This is a genomic window from Niallia sp. CD-39 (genome assembly GCF_059874745.1).
In genome coordinates this window covers 71,777-88,701 of record NZ_JCBCPS010000005.1, presented here as the reverse complement: position 1 = coordinate 88,701, position 16,925 = coordinate 71,777, and the positions used below count along the sequence as shown (strand labels likewise).

Genomic DNA, 16,925 nt, shown 5'->3' with positions numbered 1-16,925 from the left:
CTTATGAAAGAAAAAGATATGTCAGAGCGACTTACAGAAATTTTACGCTCTAACGAATATGAACAATATCGTAAGGAACCGAACATCTTACAACAATGGTGGGAGCGTTTAAAGGAATGGTTTGTCGATCTACTAAATAGCATCGCCCCTGCCCCCTTTGTTCAATCAGGATTTACGATGTTGATCTTCGTAATGATGGTCCTAATTGTTTTAGCATTTCTTATTTTTCTCGTTGTTCATTTTGGACAAAAGACATATAGACGTCGTCAATTGCAGAGACAGCTTTTAGATCGTCATTCATTCACTCATGAATGGTCGAGCAGAAGGCATTTAGAAGAGGGGTTAAAATATGAGGAACAAATGCAGTTCTCCTTAGCCGTTAGGCATTTATTCCTTGCCATCTTACTGCACTATACTGAGAAACAGTGGTTAGAAGCTCGAAAGTGGAAAACAAATTGGGATTATTACGAAGAAATAACGGTGCATAGTCGTGAAGATGCAGGTTTATTCTATACAGCTGCACTAATGTATGATGAGGCGATGTATGGGAAGAAACCGATTCATGCCACAAGTTATCGTGAATTGAAGGAGAAGGTTCAGAATGTGCTTAGGAAGGACGCACAATCGGAGGAAAATGAGGAGAATAATCAATGAATATAAACAATGGAAAAGTTATTTTATTCATCATTCTCCCGTTAATTGCCTTAGCATGCCTTTCGTTTTTTATCCCGAATGAACGTCAAAGCTACCCACCATTGTATGCAGCTTCTCCTGCACCAGACGGAACAAAGGCGATTCATACGTATATGCAAGAGCAACCAAATACAACTATATGGAACGGCGAGCTAACTAGTTTTTTAGAATTAGAGAATAAGGCTACTCTTTTGTTGATTGAACCAGCGATCGAGCAATTGAAGCATCAGACCGAGCTTCTAGAATCCTTTATGCGGAAAGGTAACACAGTTGTATTATTCCAAGAGCGACCAACAGCCTTTGATGTAAAGAGCATTCCAGCATCACTCTTACCTTATGAGTCTATTCATATGAAAGATGAGGATGGCAGTCTATATGAGGTCTTTACGCAACCTAGCTTTATCTTTGATGAAGCAGACGGTTTTATTCCAGTATTTCATCTTGATCCCTATGGTGCGGTTGTTGCTGTATCGAAGTCATATGGAAGTGGAAAACTGATTGTTGCTTCTACGAGCCGATTGCTAACAAACGAGGCAATTGTTGAAGGCGGGCATATTGCACATTTCCTTAAGTTACTAGAAGAGGGAAGTGGAGAGGAAATATTCCTCGCTAATCAGCTTCTCCAAGATGAACCCTTCCTTACGGAGCTTTTCCCGCAGTGGATGATCGTATTACTAGCAAATGGGCTCGTTATCTATCTTTTATTTGTTTGGATGAAGGGGAAGCGCTTTGGGCCAATCAAAGTTCCGCATGAAGAAGTGGTACGCTTTAATAATGAGCGATTATATGCACTGGCAGGCTGGTATGAGAAAAAGAAATTTTATAAGCAATCAATCGTAGTCCAGTCAAACTTTCTAAGGCAGCTACTTTATGAGAAACACGCCGTCCCCACTGGTTTGTCATGGAAGGATGCAGGCGATCTCTTATTTCAACGGAAAAAAATTGATCAAAAGACGAATCGATTATTTTCAAAGATTGAATCCCAAATAGACATGGTCGATTGGGATAAAAAATCTTTTGTTACTACGACACAGCAGTTAGATCGATTACGAGAAGAGGTTATAGGTGAATGAGAACAAAATTAAATCAATTCATGCAAGCATTTGAAGAGACAATCATTGGTCAAACAAAGAATAGCAGGCTCTTACTTACGGCTGTATTAGCTGGCGGACATGTATTAGTTGAAGGAGTTCCTGGCACAGGAAAAACGAAAATGGTTCGAACGCTTGCTTCATTAATGGATGGGCAATTTAGTCGCATTCAGTTTACACCAGATCTTCTGCCAAGTGATATTACAGGCAGTACAATCTTTAACATGAGCAATCATTCGTTTGAAACGATCAAAGGACCGATTTTCACAAACATTTTACTGGCTGATGAAATTAATCGTACGCCTGCAAAAACGCAAGCTGCTCTTCTAGAGGCTATGGAAGAGCATCAAGTAACGATACAAGGAAGCACGTACAAATTAGACGATGTGTTCTTTGTAGTGGCTACACAAAACCCAATTGAATTTGAAGGAACGTACCCACTCCCAGAAGCTCAGCAAGACCGCTTTCTATTAAAGCTAAACGTACATTTTCCTTCTTTTGAAGATGAAAAAACGGTTCTGAAAAATGTATTTGAAGAATTGAAGAATATAGAGGGGAATTCTGTATTGTCGCTTGCAGATTTTAAAAGTCTTCAAGAGGCTGTAAAAGCGGTTATCATTAGCGATGAGGTGATTGATTACATCATGAAGATCGTTAGAGCGACGAGAGAAAGAGAAGATGTTACGTATGGCGCGAGTACACGAGCGGCGATTTCAATCGGTCGTGCAGCAAGAGCATGGGCGTTTTTATCAGATAGAGATTATGTAACACCTGATGACATAAAGGTCGTATCTGCCCCAGCTTTAAGGCATCGCATACAAGTAGCTCCTCATATTGAATTGGAGGGTTTGACAGAGGATGACATTATCAATGAAATTGTTGGATCTATTCAAGTTCCGAGATAGAGGCGTGTTGCCTACCAAAAGGCTCATATGGGTAAATGTGATTTGTGCCCTGCTTTTGTTTATCCTGTCATATATAACCAATGCATCCTTTCTATCCTTTCTTTTCATACAACTTGCTGTAGTCATGCTTTCAACCTTTGAGCTATTCGCTTTGCCGAGCAAAAAAAAGGTAAGTCTACACATACAAATGCCTAATGAGATTGAAAGAAATAAGATGGGCATTATCCAATATAAAATCTTCAATCAGTCAGATAGAGACCTTCATATTGAGCTGATGAATGATTTACATGATTCGATCGATCGGGAGGCTGTAGTTCGTACTGTCCTTCCAAAAGGGGCTAATCGAACAATCGCACTCTCGTTTACGCCAAAAAAACGTGGGGATTTTCAGGTAACAAAACTGTATGCTACATATACGTCTAAATTGGGGCTTTGGAAGAAGCAAACGTATGATGATTTTGACATCAACTGCAAAGTAATTCCAGACTTAACTGCTGCTCATCATTATTTAGAACATGCCCATAAGTATTTGCTTGTTGACGGTGAAAAAGTTCGTAAGCGCCGTGAAGGAGTCGGCGAGTTTTCTCATATTCGCAAGTACGCGATTGGAGATGATCTCCGTAAAATGAACTGGAGACAATCTGCGAAGTGGCAAGAGCTGATGACAAATACGTATGAACCTGAGCATGGGAAATATATTTCAATCCTTCTTGATTCTAGTAGGATGATGGGCATTGAAGGAAGAAATGGCCCTAAATTAGAAAGTGTCATTGAAGGAGCAATTACATTAGCTACTGCTGCATTGAAAAATGGCGATTACGTGTCTGTTCTTGTCTTTTCTAATGGAGTAGATGTTTATGTACCGCCTGCAAAAGGAATCGCCCATTTACAAACGATATTACAATCTATTTATTCCATTCAACCTAAACGTGTCGAAGCAAATTATGATACGATCTTTGCCTACTTTGAGAAAGTTCAGCGAAAGAGAAGCTTAATTGTATTATTTAGCGATGTTACAACGTTATTACAAGAGGAATCAACCTTTTATTTTATGAGAAGAATGGCTCGGAAGCATAAATTCTTATTACTTGGAATTGAGGATGAAGAACTCGTCAACTTTTCTAAGATGAAAACAGTGAACACTGAATCAGCATTTGTTAAAACGGTGGCACAACAGCAATTATTTCAAAAAAAACAAGAAAAACGAATGTGGGAAAAGGGAGGATTGCATATCGTAGAGGCGCGTGAAGAGGCATTAACGACTGCGGCTCTTTCACAATACATTATAGTAATGAATCGCCAATCAGTATAAAACTGGATGTTTGTCGTATGACATCCAGTTTTATGTATAGATCATCTTATTTGTTTTAAGCGCTTTTTGTTGCCGTTAACGATGTAGAGGATAAACAGGAGCAAGGTTGCAAATGCAAATCCATATTTTAAAGAGAGCGGTGCAGCTGCTGGTGTGATGAAGCCTTCAATGATCCCAGCAATTACGAAAAGAGGAATTGTCCCTAATAGCAACTGGACAGAACGCATAGCTGTTTTTTTAAGCTGATATGTACGACTGTATTGTCCTGGAACGAGCAGATTGTATCCCATAAGAAGACCCGCTCCACCTGCAATGAAGATAGCAATAAGCTCAATGACACCATGTGGTAGAATGTATGCCCAAAATTCATAACTTTTTCCTTCATGCCAAAAAATTGCCGCGAACGCCCCAACTAACAGGCCGTTATAAATGAGCACAAAAATGGTAATTGATCCAAAGAGAATTCCACCTGCAAAAGCAAGGATGGCTACCTGAATATTGTTCGTCATGATCTGTGCTGACATGATAGAAGAGATTGCAGGGATGCCTTCTTCACTTAGTCCATTTATGTTCGGAATCATGTTTGCAGGCAATATTGCATAGCTTGCAAGAATATCTTGCTTTACGGCAATGAATCCTGCGATAAACCCGAAGAAAAACAGTAGAAAGCTAATGATAATGAATTTTTGTTGCTCAATTAGTAGACCGACAAACTTTTCTGTAAAGAAAGCGTGTGCTTGCTTCCAACTTGAAATTTTCTGTTGATACAATAAATGGTGCCCTTTTGCGACAAGTTCATTTAAGTATAGTGTGATTTGTTCATTTTGAAAATGCGTTTGACTAAAGGAAAGATGATGGGTTGTTTTAACATACAATTTATGAAAAGCATCGAGCTCATCTTTCTTTAGTGAATGTTTCCTTGAACTTAATGTTTGAATGGCTTCTTCTAGGCTTTTCCAATCTTCTCTATGAAATTGAATAAATTGTTGGAGTGTCATTTTCCCACCTCTTTATCTCACAATGTCATACTTACTCTTTAGGTGACAATGCAATTTTTTTCTAGTATTCTTCTATTATAGTTATTATTTGGAACTTTAGGTATCTTTATTTTTTTTGAAATGAGGGACAGCTTTTGCGAGAACAATTAAAAGTACATACACCGGAGAACGTTCACATTCAATTTCCACTCGCTGGTCTTGGAAGTAGAGCGGCTGCTTTTATTATTGATTCGCTATTATTGATTCTTATACAGTTCATTCTCTTACTCCCGATGCTCTTCTTCACGAGCTGGAGTCCACTGGATTTCTTTTTTGAGGATGCATCTGCTTATCTGATTGCATTTGTAGTTATCGTTATTTTCGTAATCAATTGGGGTTACTTTATTATCTTTGAATTTCTTCGTTCGGGAAGAACCGTAGGAAAGCAAATAATCGGTATCCGTGTCATTCATGATAATGGACACCGGATCACTTTTTTAGCTAGTTTTATCCGTAATTTAATGCGTATTATTGATAGTCTTCCTGCAGGCTATTTAATCGGCTTCCTCATGGTCTTTTTTCACCCAACTCACAAGCGATTAGGAGATTTAACTTCTGGAACAATTGTTGTTTATGATTATGACTCAGGCAAGAGAAAATTTAAACGACTAGAAAAGTTCATTCAATCAAGAGAGCTAGAGCTTATTGAGAGTTCTTTCTCCTCCAATAATCTGAAGAGTTATACAAAGGAAGATTGGGCATTAGTAAGCACTTTTTGTGAACGGCTCCCAATGCTAAGTGAATATGAACGGACGGCTTTAGCATCGAAAATCGGAAAGCTCTTATTGCCGAAAAGCGGTATAGCTGTGGATTCAATGTCCTCAGATTACTTACTAGATCGATTGCTGCTTCTCTATTTAGCCTTGAAGGAACAATGGGATTTCACTGCGTTTACTGAAAAGAAATAGCAAGCTCACAAAAGTAGCCTGCTACATGGTAGAAAGTTCATTATATATGGATTGTATAATCTCCTCTTCAACGGAAAACGTCATTGTTAGGTTTTTTGTGGAAAACGTTGCGTAAGGCGCCTGCTCGTTAATGGAGATGGAAGCTACATGTTGAAGGTCATTGGCATCTTTACCGAGCGAAAGCAGTGTTTTCGTAGGTTCTTGGTAAAGATTGATCATGATGGCATCATTATAATTGGGAGAATCAGACACTAATTCCCAAGTTTCAATTTTTAATCTCTCGATGAAATTTTCTACTTCTCTTGCATCGATAATTTCTTCAATGTAACCATCCTGTGCAACGATTTCGATCTTGCTCATTTGCTCAGGTTGTATAATGTTGAATACATTTTTATCATCTTTGCTACAACCTATTAGGCTGAGAACAGCCAAGATACAAAGGGATACATATCTCAAGTAAATCACCACCTCTTCTTCTTTAAATTTACTATTAAATACCAAATTATCCAATACGGCTATAGCCTTGAAAAAAATACGACTTTAGGCTGAATGGTTTTAGGTTTTTGATATATTGCTATCATTTAATGTATAAGATGTAATAAAGGATTCTAGATTCAGAGGGGGAGAAGTCAATGGCAACTTTAACTTTATCAGATGGTGCTAAACTTTTTTATGAGGATGTTGGTGAAGGACAACCTATTCTTTTTCTTCACGGAGTATGGATGAGCAGTAAGTTTTTTCAAAAGCAGCTGCCATACTTTAAAGAGAACTACCGTGTGCTCACTCTGGATTTTAGAGGGCATGGGCAGTCTGCTCCTATTCAGTCTGGTCATACGATTGCTACTTATGCTAAGGACGTATACGCTTTGATTGAGCATCTGCAGTTAAAGAACGTCACCTTACTTGGCTGGTCTATGGGTGCATTTGTTATTTGGGATTACTTACAGCAATTCGGTTACGACAATATTCATGCGACAATTATTGTCGATGAGCTTGCATCAGATTTTAAATGGCCAGATTTTGAAATAGGTGCTTTTGACCTTGCAACATTAACTGCGTTTATGAGGGAAATTCAGCTGAATCAAAAAGGATTTCTAGAAGGATTTATTCCGCTTATGTTCAAAGAGGAATTGAGCAATGAGGATATGAACTGGATGCTCGAAGAAACTACTCGATTGCCAGAGGGAATTGCAAGTGCGATTCTGTTTGATCAATCAGTTGTTGATTACAGAGAGCAGCTACAGAGCTTTGATGTACCAACACTACTTTGTTTTGGAAAAGTGGAGAAGCTCATTCCAGTCGCAGCAGGAGAACATCTATTGCAACAATTACCGAATGCCAAACTAGACCTTTTTGAAAATAGCTGTCACTGTCCATTTTTAGAAGAAACAGACTTATTTAACGAAAGTATAGATAAATTCTTAATTAGCCTTGAACAAAAATAAAACTCGAGAGTGTAGACAACGTCGATTACTGACCTTGTTTACACTCTTTAGCTTTTATGGAGGAGTTTCCATTAATGAAAGCGAATACAAAATAAAGAAAGGGGATGAAAGAATGAGCTATATTACATTTGATGTAAGAGAGCATCTTGGAGTTGTGACATTAAATCGACCGGATGCATTAAATGCGTTTAGCTTTGATACTCTTATTGAGCTGCAAGCGGCTGTTGAGGAAATTCGTTCTCGTAAAGATATTCGCGCAGTTATTTTTATTGGAGCAGGAGACAAAGCGTTTAGTGTAGGAGCCGATTTGAAAGAACGACGAACATTAACAGACGAAGAAGTTCGAAGAAACTTATATAAGATCGGTGAAGTATTTACGGCGATTGACGAGCTGCCACAGCCAACAATAGCGGCTATTAATGGCTTCGCATTTGGTGGCGGAATGGAGCTTGCGTTAGCATGTGATTTTAGAATTGCTGTAAAAGAAGCAAAGATGGGCTTAACAGAAACAAGTCTTGCGATCATCCCAGGTGCTGGAGGGACACAGCGTTTGCCAAGGTTAATTGGACAAGCAAAAGCGATGGAGCTGATTTTAACTGCGAAGCGCTTAACTGCTGATGAAGCGTATCAGTATGATCTATTGACAAAAGTTGTTGAAAAGGAACAACTGCTTTCCAGCTGTTATGCATTTTGCGATGAGATTTTGAAAAATGGGCCACTTGCACTTCAACAAGCAAAATTTGCAATTAAACAAGGAATGAACGCAGATCTTCATACAGGATTACATATTGAAAGAAAAGCATATGAAGTGATCATTCCCACAAAGGACCGATTAGAAGCATTAGCAGCATTCATCGAAAAACGAAAACCAGAATTCAAAGGGGAATAATACGCGTAAAAATAGATTCGAATCTCAGACTGTTGGCAAATGCTCGTATATCGTTGTTTGTCTTGATCTTTCCTTATGAACGCGGGAATACACTAAGTCCGCATACTTGCCTGATAAACGTTCTAAGACAGTCTGATTTTCTTCTTTTACTAAAGACTCCTCTAAAAAAACATGTATGCAGAGTGGATTTCCGACTTTGCTACTTTATAAGATTCGAATTTTACATTCGAGTCTTTTTTGTGTTGTGAAAATATTTATTCTAATTTTATGAAAATTTAATAAATAGTCTTGTTATTCGCTTTATCACACTATATAATTTAGTGAATAAAAGCATAAAAGTGATAAAGTGAGGGAGTAACATGAAGACAATAAAGAAGTATTTTCCATTACTAGTGGCCGGAATCGTTAGCGGTTTGATCCTAAGTGCCTGTGGATCAAGTGATAAAAGTGGTGCAGACACAGGTGATGGAGAAAAAATATTTAAAATCGGAGCGACACAAATTGTTGAGCATCCTTCATTAGATGCAGCATTTGAAGGGTTTAAAAAGGCTTTAGAAGATGCAGGTTTAAAAGTCGAATATGACTTCCAGTCTGCGCAAGGGGATCAAAACAATGTACAAACCATCTCAAGTAAATTTGCAGGAGATCAAGTCGATTTGATCTTTGCCAATTCTACACCAAGTGCACTTGGTGCATTGAATGCAACGAAGGATATTCCGATCATCTTTACTTCAGTGACGGACCCTGTGGACGCAGGGATCGTTGAAGCGATGGATCAGCCAGGAGAAAATGTTACTGGGACAATTGATAATCACCCAGATGCAATTCCAAATACGGTACAGTTTATGGCAAATGAACTGGAAGGAAGCCGCATTGGAATGGTTTATAACGCAGGAGAACCGAATTCATTGGTTCAGGTTGATCTTGTGAAGGATGCGGTGAAAGGGACTGATTTAGAGCTGGTGGAAGCAACAGTATCTACATCTTCAGAAGTTAAGCAAGCGGCTGAATCTTTAATAGGAAAAGTAGACTTCTTGTATGTCATTACTGATAATACAGTTGTTTCAGCATTAGAGTCAGTCATTCAAGTTGCAAACGACCAATCACTTCCATTATTTGTAGGAGAGTTGGATTCGGTAGTCCGTGGTGGCTTTGCAGCTTACGGATTCGACTATGCTGACATAGGTTATGAAGCTGGGCTAATGGCTGCACAAATTTTAAAGGGAGAAAAAGAAACATCAGATCTACCTGTACAATATCCTCAAAATTTAAAACTACTTATCAATAAAAAAGCAGCAGCTGACATGGGTGTAGAGTTGAAAGCGGAATGGGATGACATAGCAGAATTTATCCAGTAACAGCATTGTGAAAGGAAGAGATGTATGCCTACAGCCATTTTTACGTCCATAGAGGCAGGGATGATTTATGCCATTATGGCGTTAGGAGTTTATTTATCGTTTCGAATCTTGAATTTTCCCGATTTGACAGTCGATGGAAGCTTTGTAACTGGTGCAGCAGTAGCCGCTATTCTTATAACGAATGGAATCGATCCGTTCGTTGCGACGATCTTTGCGATGGTTGCAGGATTTTTAGCTGGTTGTATCACTGGTGTTCTTCATACAAAAGGGAAAATAAATCCACTCTTATCTGGAATTATTATGATGATTGCATTGTATTCGATCAATTTAAGGATTATGGATGGGAAAGCCAATGTATCATTGCTTAATGAAGGGACGATGATATCAAGTTTGACTGAGTTTTGGAAGAAGCTCCCTTTCGATACCTGGATGCAAAGTGTTTTACCAGGATTCATCCCGAAGACATGGGGGATTTTACTTTTGATGCTCGTGCTAACATTGTCGATTAAGTTTTTAATTGATTGGTTCCTTAAAACGGATCTTGGCTTAGCGATTCGAGCAACTGGTAATAATGAAACGATGATTCGCAGTTTTTCAGCAAATACAGATACACTGAAAATAGTTGGACTTGGGATTTCAAATAGTCTTGTCGCTTTATCTGGTGGCATTATCGCTCAATACAACGGCTTTAGTGATATCGGTATGGGTATTGGAATGATTGTCATTGGTTTAGCATCTGTAATCATCGGTGAAGCATTGTTTGGTGCAAAAACGATCTTTAGAGCAACCTTAGCAATCATTGGGGGCGCGATCCTTTATCGTTTAATCATTTCACTCGCTATGCGTGTTGAGTTCCTTGAGTCAGGGGATATGAAATTAATTACAGCTATTATTGTCATCTGTGCCCTCGTCTTCCCGAAGGTGATGGATCAGCAAAAAGAAAAACAAAGACGAAAGAAAAGAGCGCAAGCATTTGCTCACGGTCATTCAAAGGAAGGGAGTGAACGATATGCTTACGCTAAATCGGATTCATAAGGTCTTTAATGAAGGAACTCCTGATGAAAAGATGGCCGTTTCTGACTTGAATTTGCATTTGGACGAAGGAGATTTCATGACGGTTATTGGAAGCAATGGTGCGGGGAAATCGACGCTTATGAATTTAATTTCTGGAAAGTTACTTCCTGATGTCGGTGAAGTCTTTATTGACTCAAAGAAGGTCACCCTTGATCAGGAGCATGTTCGGTCTCGACTCATCGGCCGTGTTTTTCAGGACCCAATGGCGGGGACCGCACCTGCAATGACTATTGAAGAAAATTTAGCAATTGCTTATGCGAGAACAAAGAAGCGTGGTTTGAGGATTGGGGTAACGAAAAATCGCCGCAAGTTTTTTCAAGAGCAATTAGAAATTCTCCATCTAGGATTAGAAAATCGTCTACATGCAAAGGTTGGTTTATTATCTGGTGGAGAGCGGCAGGCATTATCATTATTGATGGCGACTTTCACTGAGCCAAAAGTGTTGTTGCTCGATGAACATACGGCGGCCCTTGATCCGGCTCGTGCTGAACTTATCACAGATTTGACGAAGAAAATTGTGAAAGATTTGCATTTGACTACTCTTATGGTTACCCATAATATGCAACAAGCAATTGATTTAGGAAATAAACTAATTATGATGGATAAGGGACAAATCATATTTAATGCAACGGAAGAAGAGAAGGGCGGTTTATCCGTTGAAACGCTTTTGGCTGAATTTCAAAAGATTCGTGGTCAGCAAATGAATGATGATAAAGCTGTACTTATCTAAAAAACTGACGGAGGATGTTTTACCTTCGTCAGTTTTTTTCTATACATCTTGATAACACATTGTAACATGACATCTACTTCTCTTATCCGCACCATTACGGTACGTGTGATAATCATTGGCGTGGAATCGGATTGAATCGCCTTGCTTTAATGAATACACAGTATTATGAATTTCTAATTCCAATGCACCATCAATGACTGTTATAAATTCTTCGACTCCTTCATTATGAGGTTCAGAAGAGTGTTGTGAATTTTTTTCTAATTCCATTACATAGATTTCGAACGGTCGATTAGGACTAAACGGGAATATCGAATACACTCGGTAATTTTCCGTTTTTTCTTCAAGAGGCTGTATGTTTTCTAGATGAATTACGTCTATTTCAGCTTTTTCCTCTTGTAAAAAATATGAAAAAGACACCTTTAGTCCACTCGCAATTTTCCACAGAGTCGACACGGTCGGATTAGAATCACCTCGTTCAATTTGACCAAGCATCGCCTTGCTAATTCCGGTTAGCTTGGCACATTGGTCTAGGCTTAATCCTCTAGACTTCCTAAGGGTTTTTAAATGCTTACTGACCGATTTTTGGACGGTTTCCAAATAAAGTACCTCTTTTCTATTGTAAGTTATAACATACATTTGTATAATATATTGTAATATTAATATTATATATTAATTGCTTGTTTTTTGAAAGGGAGAGAACGATGGATAGTTTAGCTACACAAACAGTAGAAAAACAACAATGGAAAGACGGACTATTAGCAGGACTTCCATTGGCGCTAGGCTATATTCCTGTTGCCTTAACTTTTGGATTGTTGGCAAAATCGACTGGCTTGGCATTTTTTGAAACACTAATGATGAGTTTAATCGTATTTGCAGGAGCTGCCCAATACATTTCCTTAAGCTTGATCGCACTAGGAACGAGCTCGTTTGAAATCATATTAACAACGTTCATCGTTAATATTCGGCATTTTCTGATGTCTACTGCTTTAAATGAGAGAGTGGAAAGAGGTCATTTAGGTTGGAAAATTGCTTATTCATTTGGAGTTACAGATGAATCATTTTCGGTCGCTGCAATTCGCGAAGAGAAGCTTACTCCATCTTTTATGCTTGCGCTAAATGGAATAGGATATACAAGCTGGTCCGTTTTCACAGCGATGGGCTTTATTCTTGGATCAGCTTTGCCGCAAGTCATTCAAGAAAGTATGGCTGTCGCTCTTTATGCGATGTTTATTGGTTTATTGGTTCCTTCCATGAAAAAATCAATAAAGGTTGTTGCATTAGCGGCTGTTGCCGCAGCGTTAAACAGCATTTTAGTATTGTCGAATACGTTATCTACAGGCTGGTCAATTGTTGTCGCGACATTATTGTCTTCCGTCATCATTGAGGTGGTTAGTTCGCTAAGAGAAGGGAGAGACCGTTTGCATGAATGAAATGTTTTGGATGATTATCGGAATGGGGGTTGTCACATATATCCCTCGTGTTCTTCCATTTATATTATTTAAAGGGAAAGAATTGCCGCCATTTGTACAACGCCTATTAAAGAATGTGCCATATGCTACCCTTGGGGCACTTATTTTCCCAGGTATTCTCCTCATTGGTGAGAGCGTATGGTACGGACTATTAGGTGCAGGAATTGCCTTTCTTACGGCATTTTTAGGTTGGAATGTAATGCTTGTCGTGCTTAGTTCAATCGCAGTCTTATCCATTTACTCCCTATTGTAAGTTTATTCTTGTTCTAAAATCTCTGCAAATTCACTAAAATAGTATGGACAGGGTGTACAAGGGGGAGTTAGATGGCTAGGAAGATTGGTCTTTATGGAATCATTGCCTATTGTTTGTACGGGCTCTTTTTCTACTGGTATTTGTTTTATTTCTCAAATAGCGGTTTGCCTTTTGAGTTTCAAGGGACGAGCGCAGACCCTGCCACATTTTTAAATGGGCGAGAGCTCATGTTAAGTGAAGAGTATTCAAAAATCCGAAACTTGTTATTCTTCTTATCTACTCCATTTGAGTGGCTTGTGTATTTGTTTGTGATGTTAATAGGCTTATCAAACGCATTTCATAAATGGGCGGAAGAATCGACAAAATTTCAGTTTGTTAAAACAATAATGTATATCGCATGGTTGTCTTTGTTTGCGTTTGTTGTGACATTACCAGTCAGCTATATCGGGTATAAATTGTCTAAGATGTATCATATTTCAACGCAATCATTTCCAAGTTGGATAAAGGACGAGCTGATTGATTTTTGGGTGAACTATGGATTCATGCTTGTCATTGTATTTGTGCTCTACTGGTTGATGCGAAAAAGTGAGAAGCGCTGGTGGCTCTATGCATGGATGCTCACTATTCCAATGGCGTTTTTCCTTATGTTTATCCAGCCTGTTGTCATTGACCCACTATACAATGACTTTACAACACTTCAAAATGAAGAATTAGAAAAGAAAATATTAAAGCTTGCAGAGGAAGCAGAAATACCGGCTGAACATGTGTTTGAAGTCAATATGTCTGAGAAGACGAATGCACTCAATGCCTATGTAACAGGTGTAGGCTCGAACTCGCGTATTGTGTTATGGGATACTACATTGAAGCGTCTAACAGAGGATCAAATTCTGTTTATCATGGCACATGAAATGGCCCACTATGTTGAGAAACATATTTATATTGGCATTGCTGGGTATATTGTAATGTCTTTCTTTGCTCTCTACTTTATTTATCGATTCATGAATGGCATCATTTCAAGGTACGGGGATGTTTTAAAAATTCCTGCTGTCCATGATCTTCGCTCGTTTCCGTTATTCTTAGTACTTATGTCGATGTTTTTGTTTGCGACAAGTCCAATTGCAAACTTTGTTTCACGTAATCAAGAAACAAGAGCAGACAAATATGCAATTGAGCTCACAGAAAATCCTGATGATGCGATTGGAACATTTCAAGAATTAACGAGAGCGGGACTAAGTCAAGTAAACCCACCACTTCTTGTGAAGATTTTCCGATACGGGCATCCAACTATGTTAGATCGAATCTCAATGATTGAAGATTTTAGTTTAAAGCAAAGGCTAGAAGAAGAAAAGAAGCAGAAAGAATAATTTATTAAATGGGATTGAGTGTAGATTTCGCTCAATCCTTTCCTTTTGGATTTCAATAGGCAAGCCACTTCCTTTTTGATACGATATTAGGAGAACTATTTGGAGGACTATAATGAAAAACAAAGCGAGAATGACATTGATAATGTCTTTAATAGTGTTAGTAGGATTTCCGTTCGTTTTTTTCTTTGTATCGATGTTTACTGGAGATTGGGAGTATTTCTTATGGAGTTTCCCCCCGTCTATCGTTGCAGGGATTGTTGGCTTTATCGTGACGCTTAATCAGAGGAAGAAAAGTAAATTAACAAATTAATGGTGTATGTTGGGTTTGCATTTTATTTGCATAGGCCTAAAATGGCAATTAAGCGGAACAGTCTTTTTTAATATGGCTTTTATTCATCTAGTCTGGTAGATACATATGGAATTGAGAAATTTCAATTAACATATAATCAATGTAATTTAGAAAATGAGATAGAAGAAACTTATGAGGTGAAACTACAGGAGATAGGACGAGTGATTAGAGTTTGTGTCAAATCAAGAAAATCTATCTGACAAAGAGTACTCTAATCAATATGTAAGTCATATCATATCAATTTCAATTTATGGGCAGCAGTGTTTTTAAAAGGGATAGGTATTATAGGGTTTAGTTAATTTCTTATTGGTGACTTCTATTGTATGTTGATTGCATAATTTAAAGGTTAGAATCAAACCAAGCTCTGCAAATAATTTAAATTTCCCTCACTTTACTCAAGGTAAATAAAAATAAGCCCTCTTGGTCACAAGAGGGTGGATGCTAATTTCCGAATTGTTTTGTCAATTGAATGTATTCTTTCGATAGTTGAGTAAAGTCCGTTTGGTTTCGAGTCTCGAGCGCTTCATCAATTTTTTTGACGAGTCTTTCCTTCTTTCTTTTAAGGATGCCTTCGGTCAATACCATATCGATGTAGAGATCAAGGACGTAGGTTTCTTTTTTCTTCATACGTTTCATGGCTGCAAGCTTTGTCAGTTCGGTGTAAGACTTTTCTTTCAAGAAAATCACCTCTGATGCTTTTTATTAGTATATGTGAGAAGCAACAGATAATCAATATATTATTTAAATATTTAGAAAAATTAGTTTGGCCATTATTTTTCTGTTTTCCAATACTTATTGCATTCATAAAATATTAGAATCGGGACCTTTATCCTTTAATTTGTGAACATTTTAGCAACTTATCCTTTAGTTTGTTAATAACTTGAAAAAAGAACATTATACTGGAAGAGCGATAATGTTTTGTATAGGAGGAGGTAGGTGTATGAATGATTCGAAGGGAAGATTAATTGAAGAATATGAAATCAATCCTAACACCATGTTGATTAAGCCAATACGCTATGGTGGAAAAATGTTCTCACAAATTTATGAGTGGGATGATGAAATCTTATCAGCCTTTCGCCCCATTGACTTGGTGAAAAAAAGTTGTTTGCTGTTTGGATCGAGCTTCGATGGCAGGAGGGAGGCGACGAGAAAGCTTACCGGTATCACTCATAAGGCCCCAATCACAATTGATCCAACAAGTTATATTTATTTTTTTCCGACAACCTCAGCTCATAACCCCGAGTGCATTTGGATTTCTCCACAACATATTTTATTCCATAAGAAACTAGACGGTGGCTCAACAGAAGTTCTTTTCCAGAATAAACAGAAGATCACACTTCCAATATCGTATCATTCTTTTCATAATCAGTTGCTACGCACGGCATTACTACGAACAACATTAATGAATAAGATTGAAGAGGCCGAGCGGAAAGCCTATTACGCAGGTCAAAGGAGAAACGATTGGATTGCAGCTAACCAGCGCGCATTATATCGTAAACAGTAAGAATAGAGAAAAAGCTAACTTCATTTTGCTCTACTCTCCGAACAATGTTTGTGACTGCATCTTGTTTCGTTTGAAAAGATAATACTCCAGAAGTTCTTGAACTTTGTTGCGAAGGCGTGGATTAAAGTAATTATGTTGCTCTTCATATCCTTTATACAAGAATAAAAACATCGTAAAGGCATCATCGCGCTTTATTTCTTGGACTTTTAATGCATTGTCTTTCATATATCTTTTAACGTCTGTAAGGTCAGCATGGATTGCTTTTAACGTTTCTTCAATTAGATTTAAATATGGCTGTTTTAATTTTAAAAAACTTTTCTTGTCTATGACAATGCGATCTCGGTTTAATACGGTAATCAGCATAGGGAGGTAAATCGCCTTTTCCATAACATCACGGTCGGTTTCAGGAATCCTTGTCATACTATAAATAACCCCTTTTAATAAAATGAGAACGTATGTTCTTTATTATATTACTCGGTTTCACTTTCATTCGCAAGTATTGAAAAAAAATTTATAAAAAGAAGGGGATTTATTTCTAGTGTCG

The 16,925-nt window shown here is 38.0% G+C and carries 20 protein-coding genes; 15 read left to right on the top strand and 5 right to left on the bottom strand.

Annotation, left to right across the window (positions count from 1 at the left end; genetic code table 11):
- Positions 1-3 precede the first annotated feature (3 nt).
- The 4 genes from AC6F34_RS12545 to AC6F34_RS12530 are packed head-to-tail and all read left to right on the top strand — an operon-like array spanning position 4 to position 4,001.
- Positions 4-654: a DUF4129 domain-containing protein gene (locus AC6F34_RS12545; RefSeq protein ID WP_500772615.1), complete on the top strand. Its 651-nt coding sequence runs from the start codon at positions 4-6 to the stop codon at positions 652-654.
- Positions 651-1,766: a DUF4350 domain-containing protein gene (locus tag AC6F34_RS12540; protein ID WP_500772613.1), complete on the top strand. Its 1,116-nt coding sequence runs from the start codon at positions 651-653 to the stop codon at positions 1,764-1,766. The genes AC6F34_RS12545 and AC6F34_RS12540 overlap by 4 nt, the downstream gene beginning before the upstream one ends.
- Positions 1,763-2,689, top strand: coding sequence for an AAA family ATPase (locus tag AC6F34_RS12535; protein WP_500772611.1), 927 nt, complete (start codon positions 1,763-1,765; stop codon positions 2,687-2,689). The genes AC6F34_RS12540 and AC6F34_RS12535 overlap by 4 nt, the downstream gene beginning before the upstream one ends.
- Positions 2,655-4,001 (top strand): DUF58 domain-containing protein, encoded by a 1,347-nt coding sequence (locus AC6F34_RS12530; protein WP_500772609.1) that lies wholly within the window; start codon positions 2,655-2,657, stop codon positions 3,999-4,001. Before AC6F34_RS12535 ends, AC6F34_RS12530 begins: the two co-directional genes overlap by 35 nt.
- Positions 4,002-4,042: 41 nt before the next feature.
- Here AC6F34_RS12530 and AC6F34_RS12525 read toward each other — a convergent pair whose 3' ends face one another.
- Positions 4,043-4,999, bottom strand: coding sequence for a stage II sporulation protein M (locus AC6F34_RS12525; RefSeq protein WP_500772607.1), 957 nt, complete (start codon positions 4,997-4,999; stop codon positions 4,043-4,045).
- Positions 5,000-5,133: 134 nt separating this feature from the next.
- Here AC6F34_RS12525 and AC6F34_RS12520 point away from each other — a divergent pair, with 134 nt between their 5' ends.
- Positions 5,134-5,946 carry an RDD family protein gene (locus AC6F34_RS12520; RefSeq protein WP_500772605.1) on the top strand — a complete coding sequence of 271 codons (813 nt, stop codon included), beginning with the start codon at positions 5,134-5,136 and terminating at the stop codon, positions 5,944-5,946.
- A 21-nt stretch (positions 5,947-5,967) separates the two neighbouring features.
- On the opposite strand, the gene AC6F34_RS12515 is transcribed toward AC6F34_RS12520, so the two are convergent.
- Positions 5,968-6,402, bottom strand: coding sequence for a hypothetical protein (locus tag AC6F34_RS12515; RefSeq protein WP_500772603.1), 435 nt, complete (start codon positions 6,400-6,402; stop codon positions 5,968-5,970).
- A 176-nt stretch (positions 6,403-6,578) separates the two neighbouring features.
- On the opposite strand from AC6F34_RS12515, the gene AC6F34_RS12510 reads away from it, so the two are divergent.
- The 5 genes from AC6F34_RS12510 to AC6F34_RS12490 all read left to right on the top strand — a co-directional run bounded on the left by AC6F34_RS12510 (position 6,579) and on the right by AC6F34_RS12490 (position 11,442).
- Positions 6,579-7,391: an alpha/beta fold hydrolase gene (locus AC6F34_RS12510; RefSeq protein WP_500772601.1), complete on the top strand. Its 813-nt coding sequence runs from the start codon at positions 6,579-6,581 to the stop codon at positions 7,389-7,391.
- A gap of 112 nt (positions 7,392-7,503) precedes the next feature.
- The gene (locus AC6F34_RS12505; protein WP_500772599.1) at positions 7,504-8,280 is read left to right on the top strand and encodes an enoyl-CoA hydratase-related protein; all 777 of its coding nucleotides are present in this window, start codon (positions 7,504-7,506) and stop codon (positions 8,278-8,280) included.
- Positions 8,281-8,639: 359 nt separating this feature from the next.
- On the top strand, positions 8,640-9,638 hold the full coding sequence (locus AC6F34_RS12500) for an ABC transporter substrate-binding protein (protein ID WP_500772597.1): 999 nt from the start codon (positions 8,640-8,642) through the stop codon (positions 9,636-9,638).
- Positions 9,639-9,662: 24 nt separating this feature from the next.
- Complete coding sequence (locus tag AC6F34_RS12495) at positions 9,663-10,673, top strand: ABC transporter permease (RefSeq protein ID WP_500772595.1); 1,011 nt, start codon at positions 9,663-9,665, stop codon at positions 10,671-10,673.
- Positions 10,648-11,442, top strand: coding sequence for an ABC transporter ATP-binding protein (locus AC6F34_RS12490; RefSeq protein ID WP_500772593.1), 795 nt, complete (start codon positions 10,648-10,650; stop codon positions 11,440-11,442). Before AC6F34_RS12495 ends, AC6F34_RS12490 begins: the two co-directional genes overlap by 26 nt.
- A gap of 39 nt (positions 11,443-11,481) precedes the next feature.
- Here the strand turns inward: AC6F34_RS12490 and AC6F34_RS12485 are convergent, their stop codons facing one another.
- A complete protein-coding gene (locus AC6F34_RS12485; protein ID WP_500772591.1) occupies positions 11,482-12,039 on the bottom strand; it encodes a helix-turn-helix domain-containing protein in 558 nt (185 codons plus the stop codon).
- A gap of 104 nt (positions 12,040-12,143) precedes the next feature.
- Here AC6F34_RS12485 and AC6F34_RS12480 point away from each other — a divergent pair, with 104 nt between their 5' ends.
- The 4 genes from AC6F34_RS12480 to AC6F34_RS12465 all read left to right on the top strand — a co-directional run bounded on the left by AC6F34_RS12480 (position 12,144) and on the right by AC6F34_RS12465 (position 14,838).
- Entirely contained in the window at positions 12,144-12,872 is a 729-nt protein-coding gene (locus AC6F34_RS12480) for an AzlC family ABC transporter permease (RefSeq protein WP_500772589.1), read from the top strand.
- Positions 12,865-13,164, top strand: coding sequence for an AzlD domain-containing protein (locus AC6F34_RS12475; RefSeq protein ID WP_500772587.1), 300 nt, complete (start codon positions 12,865-12,867; stop codon positions 13,162-13,164). Before AC6F34_RS12480 ends, AC6F34_RS12475 begins: the two co-directional genes overlap by 8 nt.
- Before the next feature lie 71 nt (positions 13,165-13,235).
- Positions 13,236-14,528, top strand: coding sequence for a M48 family metallopeptidase (locus AC6F34_RS12470; protein WP_500772585.1), 1,293 nt, complete (start codon positions 13,236-13,238; stop codon positions 14,526-14,528).
- 112 nt (positions 14,529-14,640) lie between these two features.
- Positions 14,641-14,838, top strand: coding sequence for a hypothetical protein (locus AC6F34_RS12465; RefSeq protein ID WP_500772583.1), 198 nt, complete (start codon positions 14,641-14,643; stop codon positions 14,836-14,838).
- A gap of 480 nt (positions 14,839-15,318) precedes the next feature.
- Here the strand turns inward: AC6F34_RS12465 and AC6F34_RS12460 are convergent, their stop codons facing one another.
- A complete protein-coding gene (locus AC6F34_RS12460; RefSeq protein ID WP_500772581.1) occupies positions 15,319-15,564 on the bottom strand; it encodes an IDEAL domain-containing protein in 246 nt (81 codons plus the stop codon).
- A 253-nt stretch (positions 15,565-15,817) separates the two neighbouring features.
- Here AC6F34_RS12460 and AC6F34_RS12455 point away from each other — a divergent pair, with 253 nt between their 5' ends.
- Positions 15,818-16,381, top strand: a complete 564-nt coding sequence (locus tag AC6F34_RS12455) for a competence protein ComK (protein ID WP_500772579.1) — start codon at positions 15,818-15,820, stop codon at positions 16,379-16,381.
- A gap of 30 nt (positions 16,382-16,411) precedes the next feature.
- Here the strand turns inward: AC6F34_RS12455 and AC6F34_RS12450 are convergent, their stop codons facing one another.
- A complete protein-coding gene (locus tag AC6F34_RS12450; protein WP_500772577.1) occupies positions 16,412-16,801 on the bottom strand; it encodes a YhjD family protein in 390 nt (129 codons plus the stop codon).
- Between the last annotated feature and the right edge of the window lie 124 nt (positions 16,802-16,925).

Bases quoted from the DNA above. Each gene is read 5' to 3' on its own strand.
- AC6F34_RS12545 (WP_500772615.1), top strand. From the start codon at position 4: ATGAAAGAAAAAGATATGTCAGAGCGACTTACAGAAATTTTACGCTCT.
- AC6F34_RS12540 (WP_500772613.1), top strand. From the start codon at position 651: ATGAATATAAACAATGGAAAAGTTATTTTATTCATCATTCTCCCGTTA.
- AC6F34_RS12535 (WP_500772611.1), top strand. From the start codon at position 1,763: ATGAGAACAAAATTAAATCAATTCATGCAAGCATTTGAAGAGACAATC.
- AC6F34_RS12530 (WP_500772609.1), top strand. From the start codon at position 2,655: ATGAAATTGTTGGATCTATTCAAGTTCCGAGATAGAGGCGTGTTGCCT.
- AC6F34_RS12525 (WP_500772607.1), bottom strand. From the start codon at position 4,999: ATGACACTCCAACAATTTATTCAATTTCATAGAGAAGATTGGAAAAGC.
- AC6F34_RS12510 (WP_500772601.1), top strand. From the start codon at position 6,579: ATGGCAACTTTAACTTTATCAGATGGTGCTAAACTTTTTTATGAGGAT.
- AC6F34_RS12505 (WP_500772599.1), top strand. From the start codon at position 7,504: ATGAGCTATATTACATTTGATGTAAGAGAGCATCTTGGAGTTGTGACA.
- AC6F34_RS12500 (WP_500772597.1), top strand. From the start codon at position 8,640: ATGAAGACAATAAAGAAGTATTTTCCATTACTAGTGGCCGGAATCGTT.
- AC6F34_RS12495 (WP_500772595.1), top strand. From the start codon at position 9,663: ATGCCTACAGCCATTTTTACGTCCATAGAGGCAGGGATGATTTATGCC.
- AC6F34_RS12490 (WP_500772593.1), top strand. From the start codon at position 10,648: ATGCTTACGCTAAATCGGATTCATAAGGTCTTTAATGAAGGAACTCCT.
- AC6F34_RS12480 (WP_500772589.1), top strand. From the start codon at position 12,144: ATGGATAGTTTAGCTACACAAACAGTAGAAAAACAACAATGGAAAGAC.
- AC6F34_RS12475 (WP_500772587.1), top strand. From the start codon at position 12,865: ATGAATGAAATGTTTTGGATGATTATCGGAATGGGGGTTGTCACATAT.
- AC6F34_RS12470 (WP_500772585.1), top strand. From the start codon at position 13,236: ATGGCTAGGAAGATTGGTCTTTATGGAATCATTGCCTATTGTTTGTAC.
- AC6F34_RS12465 (WP_500772583.1), top strand. From the start codon at position 14,641: ATGAAAAACAAAGCGAGAATGACATTGATAATGTCTTTAATAGTGTTA.
- AC6F34_RS12455 (WP_500772579.1), top strand. From the start codon at position 15,818: ATGAATGATTCGAAGGGAAGATTAATTGAAGAATATGAAATCAATCCT.
- AC6F34_RS12450 (WP_500772577.1), bottom strand. From the start codon at position 16,801: ATGACAAGGATTCCTGAAACCGACCGTGATGTTATGGAAAAGGCGATT.